This window comes from Janthinobacterium darwini (assembly GCF_051380905.1).
Taxonomy (GTDB): Bacteria; Pseudomonadota; Gammaproteobacteria; order Burkholderiales; family Burkholderiaceae_D; genus Janthinobacterium.
Map to the genome: position 1 here is coordinate 247,798 of NZ_JBNYXX010000002.1, position 19,642 is coordinate 267,439.

Below are 19,642 nucleotides of genomic sequence, written 5' to 3' on the forward strand. Positions count from 1 at the left end.
GCCATGAGAAAATTCAAGCTCCCCAACACCTTCGTCCTGCTGTGCGGCATCCTGGCCATGATCGCCCTGGCGACATGGCTGGTGCCGGGCGGGAAATTCGATACGCAACTGGTCAACGGCAAGCAGCTGATCATCCCCGGCACGTTTCACTACGTGGACAACAAGCCGCAGGGACTGGCTGCGCTGATGATGGCGCCCATCAAGGGCTTCGTCGACGCCAGCCTGATCATCGGCTTCGTGCTGATCGTCGGCGGCGCCTTCGCCGTGCTGCAAAAGACGGAAGCCTTCGATTCGCTGATCAAGGCCATCGCCAAGGCGCATACCAGTTCGCGCTTCGTGCGCGCGGCCATCATTCCCGTCTTCTTCACCATGTTTTCACTGGGTGGCGCCACCTTCGGCATGAACGAGGAAGCGATTCCCTTCATCCTGATCTTCGTGCCGCTTGCCCTGGCCCTGGGCTATGACACCATCACGGGCGTATCGATTCCCTTCATCGGCTCGCAGGTGGGCTTTTCCGCCGCCTTCCTGAACCCGTTCAATGTCGGCATCGCGCAGGGTATCGCCGGCGTGCCGATCTTTTCCGGCATCGGCTACCGCCTGATCGTGTGGGCCATCGCCACGGCGGTCAGCATCGTGTTTTTGATGTGGTACGCGGCGCGCATCAAGCGCCATCCGGAAAAAAGCCCGACCTATCTGCTCGACATCGAAAAGCGCAGCGAACACTCGATGGACCTGGACAGCTTTGCCGGCATGACGCGCACGCACCGTGCCGTGCTGTGGATTTTCATGGCGACCTTGCTGACGATGGTCGTCGGCGTCGTCAAGTACGACTGGTTCATCGATGAAATCGCCGCCCTGTTCCTGGTGATGGCCATCGTCGTCGGTCTGGTCGGCCGGCTCGACATGGACAGCCTGGTGGCGTCTTTCGTGCAGGGCGCGCGCGACATGGTGAGCGTGGCGCTGGTCATCGCGCTGGCGCGCGGCACCATGATCCTGGCGCGCGATGCGCAGATCATCGACACCATGCTGCATGCGCTCACGCCCCTGGTGGCGTCGTCAAGCCCAGTCTTTGCAGCGCAAAAGATGTTCTTCATGCAGTCGGTAATCAATTTCTTCATCCATTCCGGCAGCGGCCAGGCCGCGCTGACCATGCCCATCATGGCGCCGCTGGCCGACCTGGTGGGCGTGACGCGCCAGACGGCCATTCTTGCCTTCCAGTTCGGCGAATTCACCACGCCGATGATTCCCACCTCAGGCATCACCGTCGGCGTGCTGGCGCTGGCGCGCGTGCCGTGGATTACCTGGGCCAAGTGGATGATCCCGTTGCAGCTGATCTATCTGGTGCTCGCGCTGCTGCTATTGATTCCCCCCTGCCTGATGCACTGGCAGTAAAGAAAGCCACGGCGATGCACAGTCGCCGTGGCTTTTTTGCGCCCGACGCTCAAGGTAATCAATCAACGCTGGTAGATGTCCGGCACATAGCGTTCCATCAGCGTTTCCGGGCGCAGCGGCGCCGTAAAACCGTAACGCGCGTACAGCGTATGCGCCGTGCTGGTGGCCAGCATGAAACGGCGCAAGCCCTGCAAGTCGGGATGTGCCATCACGGCGTCCATCAGGCGCTTGCTGTAGCCGCGGCCGCGGTACTCTTCCAGTACATACACGTCGACCAGATAGGCAAACGTGGCGTAGTCGCTGACCACGCGGGCAAACGCCACCTGGCGGCCGTCAAGCGTGCCGCCGAAACACAGCGAACGGTCGATGGCGCGCTGTACGGTAGCCAGCGGGATGCCGATGGCCCATGTCGATTGCGTGCTGAGAAAATGGTGGATGGCCGGAACGTCAAGTTCCGCCTTGTCGGTACTGATCATCAAAGCTGACATTGTGCAGGCCTTGCTATCGTTGAAAACACGATCATCGGTCTTTTTTCTGCTGCTGTCACCTGGGCTGGAAAGAACCGGGGGGGCGACGCCCGTTCTGACTGTCCATGTACGGTACTGCTGTGTGCTACTGATATTTTTCGTACTAGCTGCATTGCATCGCCACTCTTACAGGGCGGCTTTTTCTTCTGCGCTCAGGCGCTTGGCGCTGACATACACGGTGTGCATGGTGGCTTGATCGGCGCTGGCGTGGATGGTGGCTGGCGCAGCGCGGAACTTCGGCACGGCGGCGGTGGCCAGACTGGTGGCGGCGGCGATGGCGACGATGGCAACGAAGATGGCTTCCATGTTTTTAGCGATGTTCACGATATTTTCCTTGAGGTTGAGGGGTGTTGCTGTTTGTCCTGCGATGATTGAACTGTAGGCCGATCACCGCTGAACTGCCATCGGATTGCGACAAAACGCACGATTTGCGGGACAGAATACAAAAAGCCCGGATGGAACGCGCAACAGCGCCCGTACCGTGGCATTTGATGCTTGCCAGCCCCATTACTGGCCATTTCAGCGCCCTGCAAGCCCCTAAAAGCACTACCGCAGGCCAACCTTGTTTATAATCGCCCTACACTAAAGGACTTCTTTCATGACTGATCAATTCTCCAAAAAGGGCGAAGCCTGGTCGGCCCGGTTTTCCGAACCGGTCTCGGACCTCGTCAAGCGCTACACAGCTTCTGTATTTTTTGATAAGCGCCTGGCGCTGTTCGACATCGAAGGTTCGCTGGCCCATGCGGAAATGCTGCATGCGCAAGCCATCATCAGCGCGGCCGACTACGCGGAAATCCAGCGCGGCATGGCGCAAATCTCGCAGGAAATCGCCGCTGGCCAGTTCGAATGGCTGCTGGACCTGGAAGATGTCCACCTGAATATTGAAAAGCGCCTGACCGAACTGGTAGGCGATGCGGGCAAGCGATTGCACACGGGCCGTTCGCGCAACGACCAGGTGGCCACCGATATCCGCCTGTACGTACGTTCTGCCATCGACGACATCACCACCCTGTTGGCGACGTTCCGCAGCGCACTGACGGACCTGGCAGAGCAGCATGCCGACACCATCATGCCGGGCTTTACCCACATGCAGGTGGCCCAGCCGATTACCTTCGGCCACCACATGCTGGCGTATGTCGAGATGTTCGGCCGCGATGCCGAACGCATGGCCGATTGCCGCAAGCGCGTCAACCGCCTGCCGCTGGGCGCAGCCGCCCTGGCCGGCACCACCTTCCCCATCGACCGCCTTCGCGTCGCCAAGACGCTGGGCTTCGACGACGTCTGCCACAATTCGCTCGACGCAGTGTCGGACCGTGATTTCGCCATCGAATTCTGCGCCGCTGCCTCCGTGCTGATGATGCACGTGTCGCGCATGGCCGAGGAACTGGTGATCTGGATGAGTCCACGCATCGGCTTCATCGACATCGCCGACCGCTTCTGCACCGGCTCGTCGATCATGCCGCAAAAGAAGAACCCGGACGTGCCGGAACTGGCGCGTGGCAAGACAGGCCGTGTGTATGGCCACCTGATCGGCTTGCTGACCCTGATGAAAGGCCAGCCGCTGGCCTATAACAAGGATAACCAGGAAGACAAGGAACCGCTGTTCGATACCGTCGATACCGTCATCGACACGCTGCGCATCTTCGCCGACATGGCCGGTGGCATCACGGTGAAACCGGAAGCGATGCGCGCGGCAGCCCTGCAGGGTTATGCCACTGCGACCGACCTGGCCGACTACCTGGTCAAGAAGGGCCTGCCGTTCCGCGACGCCCATGAAGCGGTTGCCCTGGCCGTGCGCGCCTGCGTCGATGCCGGTTGCGACCTGGCCGACCTGTCGCTGGAGCAGCTGCGTGCGTTTTCCCCGCTGACGGGTGAAGACGTGTTTGAAGTGCTGACCCTGGAAGGCTCCGTCGCCGCGCGCGACCACGTGGGCGGCACTGCGCCGCGCCAGGTGCGCGCCGCGATCGCCCGCGTGCGCACGCAGCTGGAAAAATAAACCGCGCTTGCGCGCACAAGCGCCCCGCTGCATCGCTGCAGCGGGGCGTTTTTCATTGCGCGAGGATTGTCGACAACACGGAAAAGGCGGCGTCCGTCTGCGACGCTTCCAGCAGCAAGGTCAGCTGGGCGGATACACACCCACGGTAGCCGTGCCGATGGCACAGCTGACACGCCAAAGGGCGAAGGAGCAGGAATTACGCAGCGCCCTGATCGAGATACCTGTAGCCGTCGATGCCTACAAGCGCGCTTGGGACAATAGACGCATCAAGCTGTCGCTGGGCGCGTCCGGCTATCCGAAAAATCTCGATGAACTGGTCGAGGGTGTGCCCGACCAGTTCAGCGCCGCAAACAGCACTATGCGGACTGGCATTTCATTATCCGCACGACCTCGTGCTGCCCCCGCCCGATGCCGCCGGCGGCGCGCCCTGGCTCCAGCAGAAAGGCGCGAACTGATATCATGCCCGCATTCCAAATCAGCATCGAGCAAAGGAGCAGGCATGAGCATAGGTGGCACTTCCATCGAACAGGCATTGGCATCGCTGTCGGACATGACGGGCGGCATGGTTGCCATCGGCAAGGACGAACACGCGCAACGCATCGCCAAGGCGCAAGCATTCATGCGCGAGCAGGGCATCGCCGCGATCTACCTGAACGCGGGCGCCAACCTCACCTACTTCACGGGCACCAAATGGTATGCCAGCGAACGCATGGTGGGCGCCATCCTGCCGGCCAGCGGCGAGATCGAATACATCGCTCCCGCCTTCGAGGAAAGCACCTTGCAAGGCTTCATGCTCATCGAGGGCATGGTCAATTGCTGGGAAGAGCACGAGAGCCCGTACCAGCTGTTCGTCGACGTACTGGCGCGCATGGGGATTGCCCAGGATGCGGACGCGCCGCCGCGCGTGGGCATCTGCGAAAGCGCCGCCTTCTTCATCTATGACGGCATCCGGCCGCTGGCACCCGGCTACGCGCTGGAAAATGCGCGTGCCGTCACCGCGTACTGCCGCAGCCGCAAGTCACAGGCCGAAATCGCCCTGATGCAGCGCGTGATGGACATGACCCTGGCCGTGCACGTGGCCACGGCCAGCATGCTGTACGAAGGCATCACGACGGTGGAAGTGGAAGAATTCATCCAGCGCGCGCACCGCAAGGTGGGAGCACCCCGCTCGTATTTTTGCATCGTGCTGTTCGGCGAAGCGACGGCCTATCCGCATGGCGTAAACTACGTGCAGACACTGAAGGCAGGCGACACGGTACTGATCGACACGGGTTGCCAGGTAATGAATTACATCTCCGACATCACGCGCACCTATGTGTTTGGCGCCATCAGCGAACGCCAGCGCAGCGTGTGGAACAGCGAAAAGGCGGCGCAGGCAGCGGCATTCGCCGCCGCCCGGCTGGGCGTGCCCTGCGGCGACGTGGACCGCGCCGCGCGCGTCTCGCTGGAGGCCGACGGCTTTGGCCCAGGCTACAAGCTGCCGGGACTGCCGCACCGCACGGGCCACGGCATCGGCCTCGATATCCACGAATGGCCTTACCTGGTGGGCAATGACACGACGCCGCTCGACGTGGGCATGTGCTTCTCGAACGAGCCGATGATCTGCATCCCCGGCGAATTCGGCATCCGCCACGAAGACCATTTCTACATGACGGAAAACGGTCCGCGCTGGTTCACCGAACCGGCACACAGCATCGACGATCCGTTCGGCTTGCGGACTTAAGCCGCCTTCGTCAACGCCAGCCGCCGTGCCGCCGGCACGGTAGCGATCGGCGCCAGGCTGCCCTGTGTCAGCTTGAACACGGCCAGCGCCGTGCCCAGTTGCACGGCCTGTTCCTGCAGCGATTCGGCGGCCGCCGACGCTTCTTCCACCAGCGCGGAATTTTGCTGCGTCATCTGATCCATGCTGCCGATGGCCACGCCGATGTCGCCGATGCCGGCGCTTTGCGCCTGGCTGGCGGCACTGATCTCGGCCATGATGTCGGCCACTTTTTTCACGGAATCGACGATCTGCCCCATGGTCAGCCCAGCCTCGTCGACCAGTTTCGAACCGACATTCACCTTTGCCACCGAATCGCCGATCAATTGCTTGATCTCGCGCGCTGCTGCCGCACTGCGCTGCGCCAGGTTGCGCACCTCAGATGCCACCACGGCAAAGCCGCGCCCCTGCTCTCCCGCGCGAGCCGCTTCCACGGCCGCATTCAAGGCCAGGATATTCGTCTGGAAGGCGATGCCGTCGATGACGCCGATGATGTCGACGATGCGCCTGGATGAATCGTTGATCTCACCCATGGTGGTAACCACCTGGCTGACTACCTGCCCGCCTTTGACCGCCACCACGGATGCCGACACGACCAGTTCATGCGCCTGCCCCGCATTGGCGGCGTTGTCGCGCACAGTACTTGTGAGGCTGTCCATGCTGCGCGCCGTCTGGTCCAGGCTGCCCGCCTGCGACTCCGTACGCGCGGCCAGATCCGCGTTGCCCTGGGCGATTTCCGCGCTGGCCACCTGGATGGTTTCGGCCGATGCCTTGATACCGGACACCATGCCGGCCAGCCGGCCGCGCATCTCCTTCAGCGCCGCCAGCAGGCTGGCCTGGTCGCCCGCCTCGGTCACGATCTGCATCGAGAGGTCGCCGTCGGCCACGGCGCGTGCGATCTGGCGCGCATATTCAGGCTCGCCGCCGAGCTGCTGCCAGATGGCACGCACGACGAAATGTGACACGGCCACCAGGCAGACGATGACGGCCAGCGCCACGGCAATGCTGGTATTGAGGGCATTGCGCACATTGGCCGCGCTGCGTTCGATGCCCTGTTTGAACTGCGTCTGCGCCTGCTCATTGGTCTTCGCCAGGTCCGTATTGAGCACGGCCAGCGCACCCTGCATGCGCGCCACGGTCGCTTGCGGGTCACCCTCTTCCATTTCCAGCATGATGCGCGCCGCGCTCAGTGCCGGCGCATAATAGGCATCGAATTCCTTTGCCAGGCGCTGGCCCTGCTCGCGCTGCCCGGGGATCGCCGCAAAGTCGGCCAGCTTGGCACGCAGCTTGACCGCCTGGCCGCCGACTTGCCCGATACGCTCCTTGTCGCCTTCGCTGACGGCATCGCGCAGGGCGTCGCCGACGGCAGCCACGTCCAGGGTCAGCGACTTGGCCATGTCGAGCACGGGATAGTCGGCGCTCTCGGTGGCGTGGATGGAATTGAGCGTGGCCGTGGACAGATAGGCGCTGACAGCCAGCCCCAGCCCGAAAATCACGGCCGAGATGACAGGCAGCGCCCATATCTTGCGTTTGATGCTCATTGCTGTCTCCTGATTTTTGATGAATTATCGGGCCGCCGCATGGCGTGCGGCCCGAGCGGGCTTTATGGCGCCGTCAGCACAACTTTCACGGTGCCGTCGACGGCACTCTTTTCGATATAGCCGATAGCTTTCGGATCGGCCGCCACGGCCTTCTTCACGTCAGCGCTATTGGCCACTTCCTTTGGCAAAGTCGCCTTGCCCGTGAACACCAGCTTGGACCAAAGGGCCTTCGCCTGCGACGGCTCCTTGTCCGTCACCTTCTTGTAGAACTCGGCGCGCACAGGGGCGCTTTCCGGCTGATCGATCGGCGTCATGGCTGTCGATTTTCCGAGAAAGAATTGTGCCACCTGTTCATTCGTCATCGCACCGGCAGCACTCTTCGAATTGACCACAACGACTACTTCAGCCATGGCAGGAACGGCAACCGACAGCGCCAGCAAGGCAGCCACATTCACAATAAATGGTTTCATGCGGCGCTCCTTAAAAAACGAAATCGATGGCGGCGGCAGCCACCGTGACTGGGCCATGGAAGCCAGGCTTGGCTTGCACGAAGAGACCTGGGCCATTCTTCGGCTTGATGCGGTCGATCTGCACTTTCAGCGCAGCCGAACGGTGGAAGTCCCAGCGCACACCGATGCTGTCCGTCGATTGCTCCAGCTGATTGCGCATAGTGGCCAGCGCGTCGACGCCTGCCGACAGGGCGCGCAAGGTCGGCGTGCAGGCGGCAGGATAACCGGCAGGGCAGGCGGCCGGCACGGTGTTGCTCACGCGGCCATCGGCCTTCAGGCTGGCGTGGCTGTAATACGGAAGGAAGGCACCGATGCGGTAGCCTCCCATCACGTACCACGAGGTGCTGTCGCTGACATAGCTGTCCGTCTTGCGCTTCGCATATTCGGACTGCACCAGGACATTGTTCCAGTCCAGGCCCAGGCCCACGGAGGTAAATGACGCCTTCTTGTCCTTGACTTCCAGCGCATCGGCCAGGGCGCCCAACTGGGAGATCCGATAACCACGACCGGCCGCGCGCAAGCTGCCCATCAAGGTATTCAGGCTGGGCGAATCGTTGATCGTCAGCTTGGTCTCGGCACGGCCGAAACGCACAGTAACGGGGCCATGTTCGGCCACTACGTTGAGGGCGACGATGGACTTGCCTTCCACCTGCACGGTCGAATCGGGCCCTGTCGCCAGGGTCGCCTTGGTACGGCCCAGCGCCAACTGCGTAGTGATGCTGGTGTCGCCCGCGCTGAACTGGTAGGTGCCGTCGATGCCGTCGATGCTGTTCAGGGGCACCTGCGAATACATTTCGCCCGGTGGGCGCAGCATGGTGTTGGTATAGCCCACGTTACGGTAATCGGAAATCATGAAGACGGGCAGACCCATGCGGCCAACGCGCACACTGAAGCTGTCCGACACCTTGGCCTTGGCGAAGGCCCACGCCAGTTCAGCGCCGAAATCATCCTCGCCATCCTTGCGCGCCAGTCCCTGCACGGTGGCCGAGAGCCAAGGATTGACGGTGACATTGGCCTGCAGACCCAGGTTGGAATCGACGCCCGTGCGGGCAGTGCGGCCCGCGCCGGCAGCCTGGTTCGGACGCGCAAACTGCGCCTTGTCCGTATCGGCCATGGTCAGCGCGGCCGTGCCGTAACCGCTGATCTTGACGGTGGGACCACTGGCCTCGTCGGCGTAGGCGTGGCTGATGGCCAGGGGCATGGCCAACAGGAAAATCAGGACGTGTTTATTCATAGTAATCAAATACCCGTAGCGGTGAACATTAATCGTGGAGTGGACTCGAGATCGACGGCTCACCGGCCGTAAAAGGCCGGGTCCGTTTTTTCGCGCCGCCATCGCCTAGGGCGTGCATGGCAGCGTGACCAGTGAGTAAAACCATGCTACAGAGAAAAGGTTTTACGTTGGAAAGTTTTCTTGAGGCAATGAGCGAATTCGCCCGTTTTCATGAAAAAAGCACGCCTTCTAGAGGGGTTTATCTAAATAGCACGCCGTGCAAAACCACACTTTCGCCAGACTTTTCATACACTTATGGATAGTTCAGCCGGTACAAAGTCCTGGCGCCCTGCCAAGCGTGCCAGTGTGCTTCTCAGGCCGTCAAGCGCACGCCGGCGGCGCCGGCAAGGGGCCGAACAGCGCCTCCAATGACAGGCCGATGGCCAGCAAACGGCTGTCGCTGGCCAGCGGTCCGTCGACCTCCATCCCCACCGGTAAACCTGCAGCCGTCACACCCGCAGGCAGGGACAAACCGGGAAGGCCCGCGTTGCTGGCCGGGTCCGTATTGCGGATCAGGGTAGTAAACGCGTCGCCAGGCGCACCGTCCGCCACCGCGATGACCGACGAACCCTGCACGCCATCAATGGCCACGGCGCACACGGGCGTTGTCGGAAAAAAAATGGCATCCAGGCGGTGGCGCGCAAAATAGTCGCGGTACAGCGCCTGCAAACGGGGCCGCTGCACCTGCACGGCATCGGGATACGCGGCACCAAACGCGTCGCCCAGGATGGCGCCAAACGCGTGCCGCACATCGGGGCTGGCCACTTGCGCGGCGATATCGTCCAGCGTGATTTGCGCGCCGCTGGCGGCCAGGTAGGCGGGAATCGCCTGGCGCGGCTCATGCAGCGCCAGCGGGAACGACACCTTGCCGTTCACCGCCATCACGTCTTCCATGCCGATATCGACCAGCACCACGCCCGCCTGCGCCAGCGTCTCCCTGGCTTGCGCCATCACGGCCGCCACGTCGGCGTCCAGCGGCTGCCAGAAAGCGGCCGGCACGCCGAAACGCAAACCGGCCAGCGGCTCCGGCGATGGCACGGGAAGGCCGGACAGCACGCTGTCGAGCAGAGCCACGTCGGCCACCGTGCGCGCCATCGGGCCCACCGTGTCGCGCGTGTGGCTGATGGGGACCGTGCCGCTGGAATCGTAGCGGCGCTGTATGCCGCCATCGCCCACGGACGGGCGCAAGCCAACGATGCCGCACAAGGCGGCCGGCACCCGCGTGGAGCCGCCCGTATCCGTGCCCAGGCCTGCCGGCGCGATGCGCGCGGCGATCGCCGCCGCCGTGCCGCCGGAAGAGCCACCGGGGATGCGCGCGGTGTCATACGGGTTTTTCACGTGGCCGGCGAAACTGGAAAAATTCGTGCTGGTGGCGCCAAACGCCAGTTCATGCATGTTCGCCTTGCCCAGGATAATGGCGCCAGCGTCCAGCAGGCGCTGCACGCTGGGCGCGTTCACGGCCGGATGCCAGTCGCGCAAGGCCGGCGTGCCGGCGGTCGTCGGCATGCCGCGCGCGTCGATATTGTCTTTTACAACGATGGGCAAGCCGGCCAGCGGCGGCAAGGCATGGCCCGCCGCGCGCGCCGCATCGACCTGCGCGGCGGCGTCCAGCGCGGACGCCGCATTGACCGTGATCAGGCTGTTCAAGCCGGCTTGCGCACGGGCCTGCGCCAGCAGGGTATGCATGTAGTCGACGGCGCCCAGGCTGCCATTGGCGATGGCGGCAACGGCATCGCTGGCGCTCAGGGCCAATTGCGCCTGCACGGCGATGGAAGGTTGATCGTCTGCCTTGCTCATGATGTATCTCCAAAAAAAATGCGCCGCCCTAGCGTACATCGCAGGCGGCGCCGGTCAAACCTGTCCTGCCAACGTGGCTTACTCGCGCTTGGAGACCAGGGTCAAGATGTCGTAGCTGGCCACCAGTTCCTCATTCTGGTTGGTCACCTGCACGTCCCAAGCGACCACGCCCTGGCCCACGCCAAACACGTCCTTGCGGTTACGGTCGACCTTGCGCTTGCAGGTCAGGCGGGCGCGGATGGTGTCGCCGATGGCGACGGGCGCGACAAAACGCAAATTATCCAGGCCATAATTGGCCAGCACGGGGCCGACGCCAGGCGAGACGAACAGGCCAGCGGCGGCCGACAGCACGAAGTAGCCGTGGGCGATACGCTTGCCGAACTGCGATTCCTTTGCAGCGATTTCGTCGAAGTGCATGTAGAAGAAATCGCCCGAGATGCCGCCGAAGGCGACGATGTCCGCTTCGCTGACGGTGCGGCGGTGCGTGAGCAGCGAGTCGCCCGTCTTCAGGTCCTCGAAGTGCTTGCGGAACGGGTGGATCGGGCTTTCGTTGACATCCGCGCCGCGCACGTATTCACCGGTGATCGCCGCCAGCATGGTCGGCGAGCCTTGCACGGCCGCCCGTTGCAGGTAATGGCGCACGGCGCGCACGCCGCCCAGTTCCTCGCCGCCGCCCGCGCGGCCTGGGCCGCCGTGCTTCAGTTGCGGCAAGGGCGAGCCATGGCCCGTCGAATCGACGGAGGCCACGCGCTCGAGCACATGCACGCGGCCATGCGTGGCCGCCACGTGCGGCACCACGCGCGCAGCGATCTTCGGATCGCGCGTCACCAGGGTACTCACCAGGCTGCCCTTGCCGCGCGCGGCCAGGGCCAGCGCCTCGTCGATATCCTTGTAGCCCATCATGGTGCTCACGGGGCCGAACGCTTCCACGTCATGCACGGCATCGTTGCCGAAAGCGTCGCGGCACAGCAGCAGGGTCGGCGAGAAGAAGCTGCCATCCTGTGCCCCATCACCCAGGGGACTGAAGCCGTCGGCCGCGCCGAACACCACTTCGTTCCCTTGCGACAGCGTGGCGACCCGTTCCGCCACGTCGTTCTGCTGTTCTTTCGATGCCAGCGCGCCCATGCGCACGCCTTCGATGGACGGGTCGCCCACCACCACCTTGGCCAGGCGCTCGCGCAGGCGCGTGCCGACGGCGTCCATCAGGTGCTCGGGCACGATGATGCGGCGAATCGCCGTGCACTTCTGGCCCGACTTGCCCGTCATTTCGCGTACGACTTCCTTGACGAACAGGTCGAATTCCACGTCGTCGGGCGTGACGTCTGGCGCCAGGATGGCGCAGTTGAGCGAATCGGCTTCGCCGTTGAAGGGCACGGACTGGGCGATCAGGTTAGGATTGGTGCGCAGCTTGGCGGCCGTGGCGGCCGATCCCGTAAACGTGACGAAGTCCTGTCCATTCAGGCGGTCCAGCAAGTCGCCCGTGGAGCCGATCACCAGTTGCAGGCTGCCAGCCGGCAGCAAGCCAGATTCATGCATCATGCGCACGACGGCTTGCGTCAGATAGCTCGTCGCCGTGGCCGGCTTGGCGATGCAGGGCATGGCGGCGAGAAAACTCGGCGCAAATTTTTCCAGCAGACCCCAGATGGGGAAGTTGAAGGCGTTGATGTGCACGGCCAGGCCGCCGCGCGGCACCAGGATGTGCGTGCCGGCGAAACCGCCCTTCTTGCCCAGCGCGATGGCCGGGCCTTCATGCAGCACGTTCGACGACGGCAGCTCGTTGCTGCCCATGCTGGCGTAGGCGAACAGCGTGCCCGTGCCGCCTTCGATATCGACCCAGCTATCTGCGCGCGTGGCGCCCGACAGGTGCGAGATCGCATACAGCTCTTCCTTGCGCTCGACCAGGTACAGGGCCAGCGCCTTCAGGCGCGCGGCGCGCTGCTGGAAGTCCAGCGCCATCAGGCCCGGCACGCCCGTCTTGCGGGCATACGTGACGGCTTCGTCGAAGTCGATCTTCTCGGCATGCGTGTGATAGATGACGCGGTTGTTCAAGGCGCTGTGCAGGGGCACGGCGGCGCTTTCGCCCAGCCAGCGGCCGGCGATCAGGCTTTGCAGGGTGGATATTTGAGCCATGTGGTTTCTCCGTAAAACGAGGGTGTTGGTGACGTTGGTGTGGTGTCGGATTACGCTGGGCGCTGCCCCGCTAATCCGACCTACGCCCATATTGTTTATTGCGCTGCGGCGTTCTTGTGCAAGTGCAGCGGCAATGCGGATTCGAAATTGAGACGCTGGCGGTTCGCCTCGACTTCCGTCAGGGCTTCCACTTCGCGCATCGTCTGCATCGAGCGTACGGCCAGTTCGTGGTACTGGCCCGTGCCCGAACTCTTCCATTTGATTTCATCGTCGGTGAGCGACCGTATCACCTTGGCTGGCGTGCCGACCACCATGCTGCGCGGCGCAACGATCATGCCCGCCTTGACGAAACTCATGGCGGCGACGATGGATTCCTCGCCAATGATGGCGTTATCCATCACCACGGCGTTCATGCCGACCAGCGCGTTGCGGCCGATGCGGCAGCCGTGCAGCACGGCGCCGTGACCGATATGTCCGTCGACTTCGACTACCGTGTCGCAGCCGGGGAAGCCGTGCATGACGCAGGTGTCCTGCAGATTCGCGCCCTCTTCCAGGATCAGGCGACCGAAGTCGCCGCGGATCGAGGCCAGCGGGCCGATGTAGCAGCGCGGCCCGACGATCACGTCGCCAATCAGTACAGCCGACGGGTGCACATAGGCGCTGGGGTGGACGACGGGGGTGACGCCGTTGATTTCGTAGACTTTGACCATGTTGCTCTCCAAAACATTATTGCCGGCCGTAGCGGCTGATGTCGGATTACGCGCAAGCGGCTCGGCGCCCCCGCTAATCCGACCTACGTCTTCACATACCCAAGTAGGCGCTTTGTACCTGCTCGTTAAGCAGTAACTCGGGACCGGGACCGGACAGCGTGATGGCGCCCGTCTCGATCACATAGCCCACGTCGGCGATCGACAGGGCGGCGTGCGCGTTCTGCTCGACGAGGAAGATGGTGATGCCCTGGTCGCGCAGTTCGGCCACGATGCGGAAGATTTCCGCGATCAGCAAGGGTGCCAGGCCCATGCTCGGTTCGTCGAGCAACAGCAGTTGTGGACGGCCCATCAGTGCGCGCGCCATGGCCAGCATCTGCTGCTGCCCGCCCGATAAGGTCCCGGCCAGCAGCAGCCGCTTTTCCTTCAAAATCGGGAACAGGCCATACATGCGCTCCATGTCACCCGCCACGTCCTGTGCGGGGCGTGTAAAAGCGCCCAGGCGCAGATTGTCTTCCACCGTCATGGGGCCGAACACTTGCCGCCCTTCCGGCACTTGGCAAATGCCGGCGCGCACGCGCCTGTCGGCGCTCATGCGGCTGACGTCCTGACCGGCGAAGGCGATGCTGCCGGCGCTGATCGGCTGCACGCCGGAAATCGCCCGCAGCAGGGTCGTCTTGCCGGCGCCATTCGCGCCCACCAGCGCCACCAGTTGCCCTTGGCGCACCTGCAGGTCGATGCCGTGCAGGGCCTGAATGCGGCCATAGTGGCTGGTCAAGCCCTTGATATCGAGCACCAGCGGCGTCTGATGTTTTTCCTGATTTTTTTCGTACTTCATGCAGCCACTCCCAGATACGCCGCCACCACATCGGGATTGGCGCGCACTTCGGCGGCGGTCCCTTCGGCCAGCTTCTTGCCATAGTCGAGCACCAGGATATGGTCCGACAGGTTCATCACCAGTTTCATGTCATGCTCGACCAGCACCACCGTCACGCCCGATTGCGCCACCTTGCGTATCAAGGCTTCGATCTCGCCCGTCTCCGTATGGTTCAGGCCAGCGGCCGGTTCATCGAGCAGCAGCACCTTCGGCTTGGCCGCCAGTGCGCGGGCGATTTCCAGGCGCTTTAATGCGCCATACGACATCTGACCCGCCTCGTCGTCAATATGCCGGCCCACGCCGACAAACTCCATCAGGCCCGCCGCCTCGTCGCGGCATACCGCATCGGCACGGCGTACGGACGGCAAACGCAGCATGGAAGCGAACAGGTTCTGGTTCAAGCGCAGGTGCGCGCCCACCATCACATTGGCTATGGCCGTCATGTTCATGCACACCTGCAGATTCTGGAAGGTGCGGCTCATGCCGCGCCGCGCCAGCGCATCGGGCGGCATGGCAGCCACGTTCTCGCCATTCAGCAAAATCTCGCCCTTGGTCGGCGTGTACACGCCCGTAATCAAATTGAACAAGGTCGTCTTGCCGGCGCCATTCGGCCCGATCACGGAGTGGATATTGCCTTCCTTGACGGTGAAGCTCACGTCCTGCACCGCGTGCACGCCGCCAAAGCTCTTGCTCAGACTATTAATCGTCAGCATTTCACACCTCCTGTGCCGATGGTTTTGCCGTGCCTTCGTCGGCTTTGGGTGCCTGCGGCACCCCTGCCCGCTTGCGCGAACGGCTGGCCAGGCTGGGTACGAGACCTTTCGGCATGAAAATCATGGTCGCCATCAGGATCACGCCGAACACCACCGTTTCCCAGCCTTCAAAACTGGATAGCAGTTGCGGCAGGATCGTCAGCAGGGCCGCACCGATGATGGAACCGAAGATCGATGCCATGCCGCCCACCACCACCATCGTCACCAGCTCGATCGAGTGGAAGAAGCCGGCCAGGTTGGGGGTGATAAAACCGATGTAGTGGGCGCTGATGCTGCCTGCAATACTGGCAATGACTGCCGACAGCACGAACACGCGCACCTTGAAGCGGGTCGTGTCGACACCGACCACGCGTGCCGCCACTTCCGAGCCGTGAATCGCCTGCAGCGCGCGCCCGACGGGCGAATCGATCAGGTTCAGTGCCAGCCACGTGACCAGCAACAGCAGCACGGCGCACACCAGGTACCACGATTTTTCACCGGCGATTTCCAGGCCGGCGACACTGAAGGCGGAGACGCCGATGCCGTCCGGGCCGCCCGTCCACTGCGTTTCGTTGTTGATGACGATGGAAATGATGATGCCCAGGCCCAGGGTCGCCATGGCCAGGGTATGGCCCTTGAGCTTCAGGACGGGACGCGCCAGCAGCAGGGCCAGCAGACCCGTGGCGACGGCACCCGCCGCCAGGGCAGCTAACGGGGGCCAGCTGTAGTGCGTGGTCAGCACGGCCGACGCGTACGCACCCAGGCCATAGAAACCCGCGTGGCCCAGGCTGATCTGGCCTGTGTAGCCCATCAGGAGATTCAGGCCGATGACGACGATGGCGTTGAGCGCAATGCGGATCGCCACGTCATAGTAGAACGCGTTGGTGAGGAACAGCGGCAAGATGGCCAGCACCAGAGCCAGCACCAGCAAGCCACCGTGACGCGAGCGGGTAAAGAATGTTGGCAACCGCGTCTTCATACACGCTCCGAATTTTTAGCACCAAACAAGCCTTGCGGCAGGAAGAACAGAATCAACAGGATCAGCACGAAAGGCACGGCGTCCTTGTAGGCCGAGGAGATGTAGCCGGCCGTCATGGCTTCAGCGATGCCGAGAATGAGGCCACCGGCAATTGCACCCACGCCACCGCCAAGGCCACCAAGTACGGCGGCGACAAAACCTTTCAGACCCAGCATGATGCCCGCGTCATACGAGGTGTAGGTGATCGGTGCGACCAGAATACCGCCAGCCGCGCCCAGCAAGGCTGACAAGCCGAACGAAAACAGCAGTACCTTGCGCGTGTTGATGCCCACCAGTTGCGCGGCCAGCTTGTTGTGCGATGTGGCCAGCATGGCCTTGCCCATCAGCGTGCGGCCAAAGAACCAGCCCAGCACCAGCACGATGACGACGGTGACACCCAGCACCCACAGGCTTTGCGGCAGCAGGCTGGCGCCCAGGAATTCGATCGGCGCGTCGCCGGAAAAGGCTGGCAATGTATGCGTATCCTTGCCCAGCCAGATTTGCACCAGGCCACGCAGCACCAGCGAGGCGCCGATGGTAATGATCAGCAGGGTGATGACCTGCGCATTTTGCGCCGGTTCGATCACGGCTTTTTCCATCAACAGGCCAACCAGGCCCGTGGCGATGACGGCCAGGATGATGGCCAGCGGCAGCGGCACGCCAGCGGCGGACATCACGGCGGCCAGCATCCCGCCCAGCATGATGAATTCGCCTTGCGCGAAGTTGATCACGCCGCTGGTGTTGTAGATGATGGTGAAGCCCAGCGCCGCCAGCGCGTAGGCGGAACCGACCGTCATCCCGGAATACAGAAATTGTAAAAATTGAGCGACTTCCATGGTGTCTCCATTATGTTCGGCTATGCGCGGGCCGCCTTCGAGGACGGCCTCGCGCAGGTACTTCCGGCTTACATTATTTCGACAATTGCCATTCGCCGTTCTTCACTTCCACCATGCGGAACGCCGACAGGTCCAGGCCCATGTGGTCTTTGGCCGACATGTTGAAGACACCGGTGGTGCCCACAAAACCCTTGGTCTGTTCCAGCGCCGTGCGCACTTTTTCGCGGTCCGTTCCCCCTGCGCGCTTGATGGCATCCACCGACAGGTTCAGGGCATCGAGCGCATAGCCGCCAAAGGTCGACGGATCGATCTTGTAGCGCTCTTTATACGTCTTGTCGTAGCCAACCACGATGGCCTTTTGCGCGTCGCTGTCCGGCAGCATGGCGCCGATCAGCAGGGCCGGCGTTGGCAGACGCACGCCTTCGGCAGCCTTGCCCGACAGTTTCAGATACTCGTCCGATGCCACGCCGTGCGACTGATACAGCGGCAGTGCGGCCATGCCCAGCTGGCCATAGTTCTTGGTCACGACCGCAGGGCCCTGGCCCAGTCCAAAGACGAATACGGCTTGCACGCCAGCCGTGTTCTTGATGCGCGTGAGCTGCGCCGTGATGTCCGTATCTTTCGGTCCATAGGTTTCATCGGCCACCAGCGTGATGCCATATTTCGAGGCGACGATCTGCGATTCCTTGCGGCCCGAGGCGCCGAAGCCGCTCGTTTCCGACAGCAGGCCTACCTTGCTGATGCCGCGCTTTTTCATGTCTTCGAACACCTTCTCGGCAGCCATGCGGTCCGTATGCGGCGTCTTGAACACCCATTTCTTGACCGGATCGATAATGACTACAGCGCCCGCCAGCGAGATGAACGGCATGCTGGCGCGCTCCACCAGTGGCGCCATCGCCATCGTCGCACCCGTGGTGGTGCCACCAATCAGCACATCGACCTTGTCCGACTCGATCAGGCGCTTGGTAAAACCGTTGGCCTTGGCCGCGTCGCTGCCATCATCGTAGTGCACCAGTTCCAGCTTGCGTCCCAGCACACCGCCTGCCGCATTGATCTTCTCGATATACAGCTGCAGGGTTTTCAGCTCCGGATCGCCCAGGAAGGCGGCAGGTCCCGTGACGGACAGCACGGAACCGATCTTGATGTTATCGGCCGCATACGCGCCCGCAGCGGACATCGCCAGCACACCGGCGATCAGGGTTTTCTTGAAAATATTGGCAATCATTGTGGTCTCCACCAGGTTGGCACTACGGTCAATGTATTGTTGGCGCTTTTTTACAAGCCTGCGCCTTTTTTGTTTTTACTTTGTTATACGCGTTCAATTACTACAGCAATACCCTGCCCCACGCCGATGCACATGGTGCACAACGCATAGCGCCCGCCCGTGCGTTCCAGCTGGTTCAGGGCCGCCATCACCAGCCGCGCGCCCGATGCGCCCAGCGGATGGCCGATGGCAATCGCGCCGCCATTCGGGTTCACGTGGGCCGCGTCGTCAGCCAGGCCCAGGTCGCGCGTGACGGCCAGTGCCTGCGCCGCAAACGCTTCATTGAGCTCGATGACATCCATCTGCTCGATGGTCAATCCTGTCTGCGCCAGCACCTTGCGCGAGGCTGGCGAGGGTCCAAAGCCCATGATGCGCGGCGCCAGACCGGCCGTGGCCATGCCCAGCACTTTTGCGCGCGGCGTCAATTTGTATTTATCCACGGCAGCGGCGGACGCCAGCAGGATGGCGCAGGCGCCGTCGTTCAGGCCCGAGGCATTGCCGGCAGTGACCGTGCCATCCGGCTTGACCACGCCCTTGAGCTTTGCCAGCATGTCCAGCGAAGTATCGGGACGCGGATGTTCATCCATTGTCACCATCTTCGGCTCGCCTTTTTTCTGCGGCACGGCAACAGGCACGATTTCGCGCTCGAAGACGCCAGCCGCGTTAGCGGCGGCCCAGCGCTGCTGGCTGCGCAAGGCCAGCGCATCCTGGTCGGTGCGGCTGATGCCAAATTCCACGGCCACGTTTTCCGCCGTTTCCGGCATGGTATCGATGCCGTACTGCGCCTTCATCTTGCCGTTGACGAAGCGCCAGCCCAGGGTCGTGTCTTCAATTTTCGCAGCGCGCGAGAATGCGCTGTCAGCCTTGCCCATCACGAAAGGCGCGCGCGTCATGCTTTCCACGCCGCCGGCGATGATCAGTTCCGCCTCGCCCGCCTTGATGGAGCGAGCGGCCATGCCGACGGCGTCCAGGCTGGAGCCGCACAGGCGATTGATGGTATTGGCGGGTACGGAGGCAGGCAAGCCAGCCAGCAGCGCGGCCATGCGGCCGACGTTGCGGTTGTCCTCGCCCGCCTGGTTGGCGCAGCCGTAGAACACATCGTCGATGGCGGACCAGTCGACGGACGGGTTGCGGGCGATCAGCGCGGCGATCGGCAGCGCGCCCAGGTCGTCCGCGCGCACGCCGGCCAGGGCACCGCCATAGCGGCCAAATGGGGTGCGTACGGCGTCACAGATAAAAGCGTCGTTCATGTGTGTTTCCTTGT

17 protein-coding genes are annotated in these 19,642 nt (G+C 62.9%); 3 read left to right on the forward strand and 14 right to left on the reverse strand.

The window, feature by feature from the left end:
* Positions 1-3 precede the first annotated feature (3 nt).
* A complete protein-coding gene (locus ACQ4WZ_RS16555) occupies positions 4-1,392 on the forward strand; it encodes a YfcC family protein (RefSeq protein WP_101482831.1) in 1,389 nt (462 codons plus the stop codon).
* Positions 1,393-1,454: 62 nt separating this feature from the next.
* On the opposite strand, the gene ACQ4WZ_RS16560 is transcribed toward ACQ4WZ_RS16555, so the two are convergent.
* Both ACQ4WZ_RS16560 and ACQ4WZ_RS16565 read right to left on the reverse strand, forming a co-directional pair.
* The gene (locus tag ACQ4WZ_RS16560; RefSeq protein WP_133989260.1) at positions 1,455-1,880 is read right to left on the reverse strand and encodes a GNAT family N-acetyltransferase; all 426 of its coding nucleotides are present in this window, start codon (positions 1,878-1,880) and stop codon (positions 1,455-1,457) included.
* Positions 1,881-2,045: 165 nt separating this feature from the next.
* On the reverse strand, positions 2,046-2,243 hold the full coding sequence (locus ACQ4WZ_RS16565; protein WP_101482833.1) for a hypothetical protein: 198 nt from the start codon (positions 2,241-2,243) through the stop codon (positions 2,046-2,048).
* Positions 2,244-2,517: 274 nt separating this feature from the next.
* Between ACQ4WZ_RS16565 and argH the strand changes: the two genes are divergently transcribed.
* Together argH and ACQ4WZ_RS16575 are read left to right on the forward strand one after the other, a co-directional pair.
* The gene (gene argH / locus ACQ4WZ_RS16570; RefSeq protein WP_101482834.1) at positions 2,518-3,915 is read left to right on the forward strand and encodes an argininosuccinate lyase; all 1,398 of its coding nucleotides are present in this window, start codon (positions 2,518-2,520) and stop codon (positions 3,913-3,915) included.
* A 499-nt stretch (positions 3,916-4,414) separates the two neighbouring features.
* Positions 4,415-5,638, forward strand: a complete 1,224-nt coding sequence (locus ACQ4WZ_RS16575) for a M24 family metallopeptidase (RefSeq protein WP_436573993.1) — start codon at positions 4,415-4,417, stop codon at positions 5,636-5,638.
* On the opposite strand, the gene ACQ4WZ_RS16580 is transcribed toward ACQ4WZ_RS16575, so the two are convergent.
* From ACQ4WZ_RS16580 to pcaF, 12 genes are all read right to left on the reverse strand, one after another.
* Complete coding sequence (locus tag ACQ4WZ_RS16580) at positions 5,635-7,215, reverse strand: methyl-accepting chemotaxis protein (RefSeq protein ID WP_133989258.1); 1,581 nt, start codon at positions 7,213-7,215, stop codon at positions 5,635-5,637. The two genes, ACQ4WZ_RS16575 and ACQ4WZ_RS16580, sit on opposite strands and share 4 nt — an antisense overlap.
* A 62-nt stretch (positions 7,216-7,277) precedes the next feature.
* A complete protein-coding gene (locus tag ACQ4WZ_RS16585) occupies positions 7,278-7,685 on the reverse strand; it encodes a type 2 periplasmic-binding domain-containing protein (protein ID WP_101482837.1) in 408 nt (135 codons plus the stop codon).
* A 10-nt stretch (positions 7,686-7,695) separates the two neighbouring features.
* Positions 7,696-8,958, reverse strand: coding sequence for a hypothetical protein (locus tag ACQ4WZ_RS16590; protein ID WP_436573994.1), 1,263 nt, complete (start codon positions 8,956-8,958; stop codon positions 7,696-7,698).
* Positions 8,959-9,318: 360 nt separating this feature from the next.
* A complete protein-coding gene (iaaH, locus tag ACQ4WZ_RS16595) occupies positions 9,319-10,794 on the reverse strand; it encodes an indoleacetamide hydrolase (RefSeq protein ID WP_436573995.1) in 1,476 nt (491 codons plus the stop codon).
* 78 nt (positions 10,795-10,872) lie between these two features.
* A complete protein-coding gene (gene paaZ / locus ACQ4WZ_RS16600; RefSeq protein WP_101482840.1) occupies positions 10,873-12,924 on the reverse strand; it encodes a phenylacetic acid degradation bifunctional protein PaaZ in 2,052 nt (683 codons plus the stop codon).
* 95 nt (positions 12,925-13,019) lie between these two features.
* Entirely contained in the window at positions 13,020-13,634 is a 615-nt protein-coding gene (gene paaY, locus ACQ4WZ_RS16605) for a phenylacetic acid degradation protein PaaY (protein WP_101482841.1), read from the reverse strand.
* A 91-nt stretch (positions 13,635-13,725) separates the two neighbouring features.
* A complete protein-coding gene (locus ACQ4WZ_RS16610) occupies positions 13,726-14,469 on the reverse strand; it encodes an ABC transporter ATP-binding protein (RefSeq protein ID WP_101482842.1) in 744 nt (247 codons plus the stop codon).
* On the reverse strand, positions 14,466-15,221 hold the full coding sequence (locus tag ACQ4WZ_RS16615) for an ABC transporter ATP-binding protein (protein ID WP_101482843.1): 756 nt from the start codon (positions 15,219-15,221) through the stop codon (positions 14,466-14,468). Before ACQ4WZ_RS16615 ends, ACQ4WZ_RS16610 begins: the two co-directional genes overlap by 4 nt.
* Position 15,222: 1 nt before the next feature.
* Positions 15,223-16,239, reverse strand: coding sequence for a branched-chain amino acid ABC transporter permease (locus ACQ4WZ_RS16620; protein WP_101482844.1), 1,017 nt, complete (start codon positions 16,237-16,239; stop codon positions 15,223-15,225).
* Positions 16,236-17,114, reverse strand: coding sequence for a branched-chain amino acid ABC transporter permease (locus tag ACQ4WZ_RS16625; protein ID WP_101482845.1), 879 nt, complete (start codon positions 17,112-17,114; stop codon positions 16,236-16,238). Before ACQ4WZ_RS16625 ends, ACQ4WZ_RS16620 begins: the two co-directional genes overlap by 4 nt.
* 73 nt (positions 17,115-17,187) lie before the next feature.
* Complete coding sequence (locus ACQ4WZ_RS16630) at positions 17,188-18,339, reverse strand: ABC transporter substrate-binding protein (protein ID WP_101482846.1); 1,152 nt, start codon at positions 18,337-18,339, stop codon at positions 17,188-17,190.
* 83 nt (positions 18,340-18,422) lie between these two features.
* Positions 18,423-19,628, reverse strand: a complete 1,206-nt coding sequence (gene pcaF, locus ACQ4WZ_RS16635; protein WP_101482847.1) for a 3-oxoadipyl-CoA thiolase — start codon at positions 19,626-19,628, stop codon at positions 18,423-18,425.
* Between the last annotated feature and the right edge of the window lie 14 nt (positions 19,629-19,642).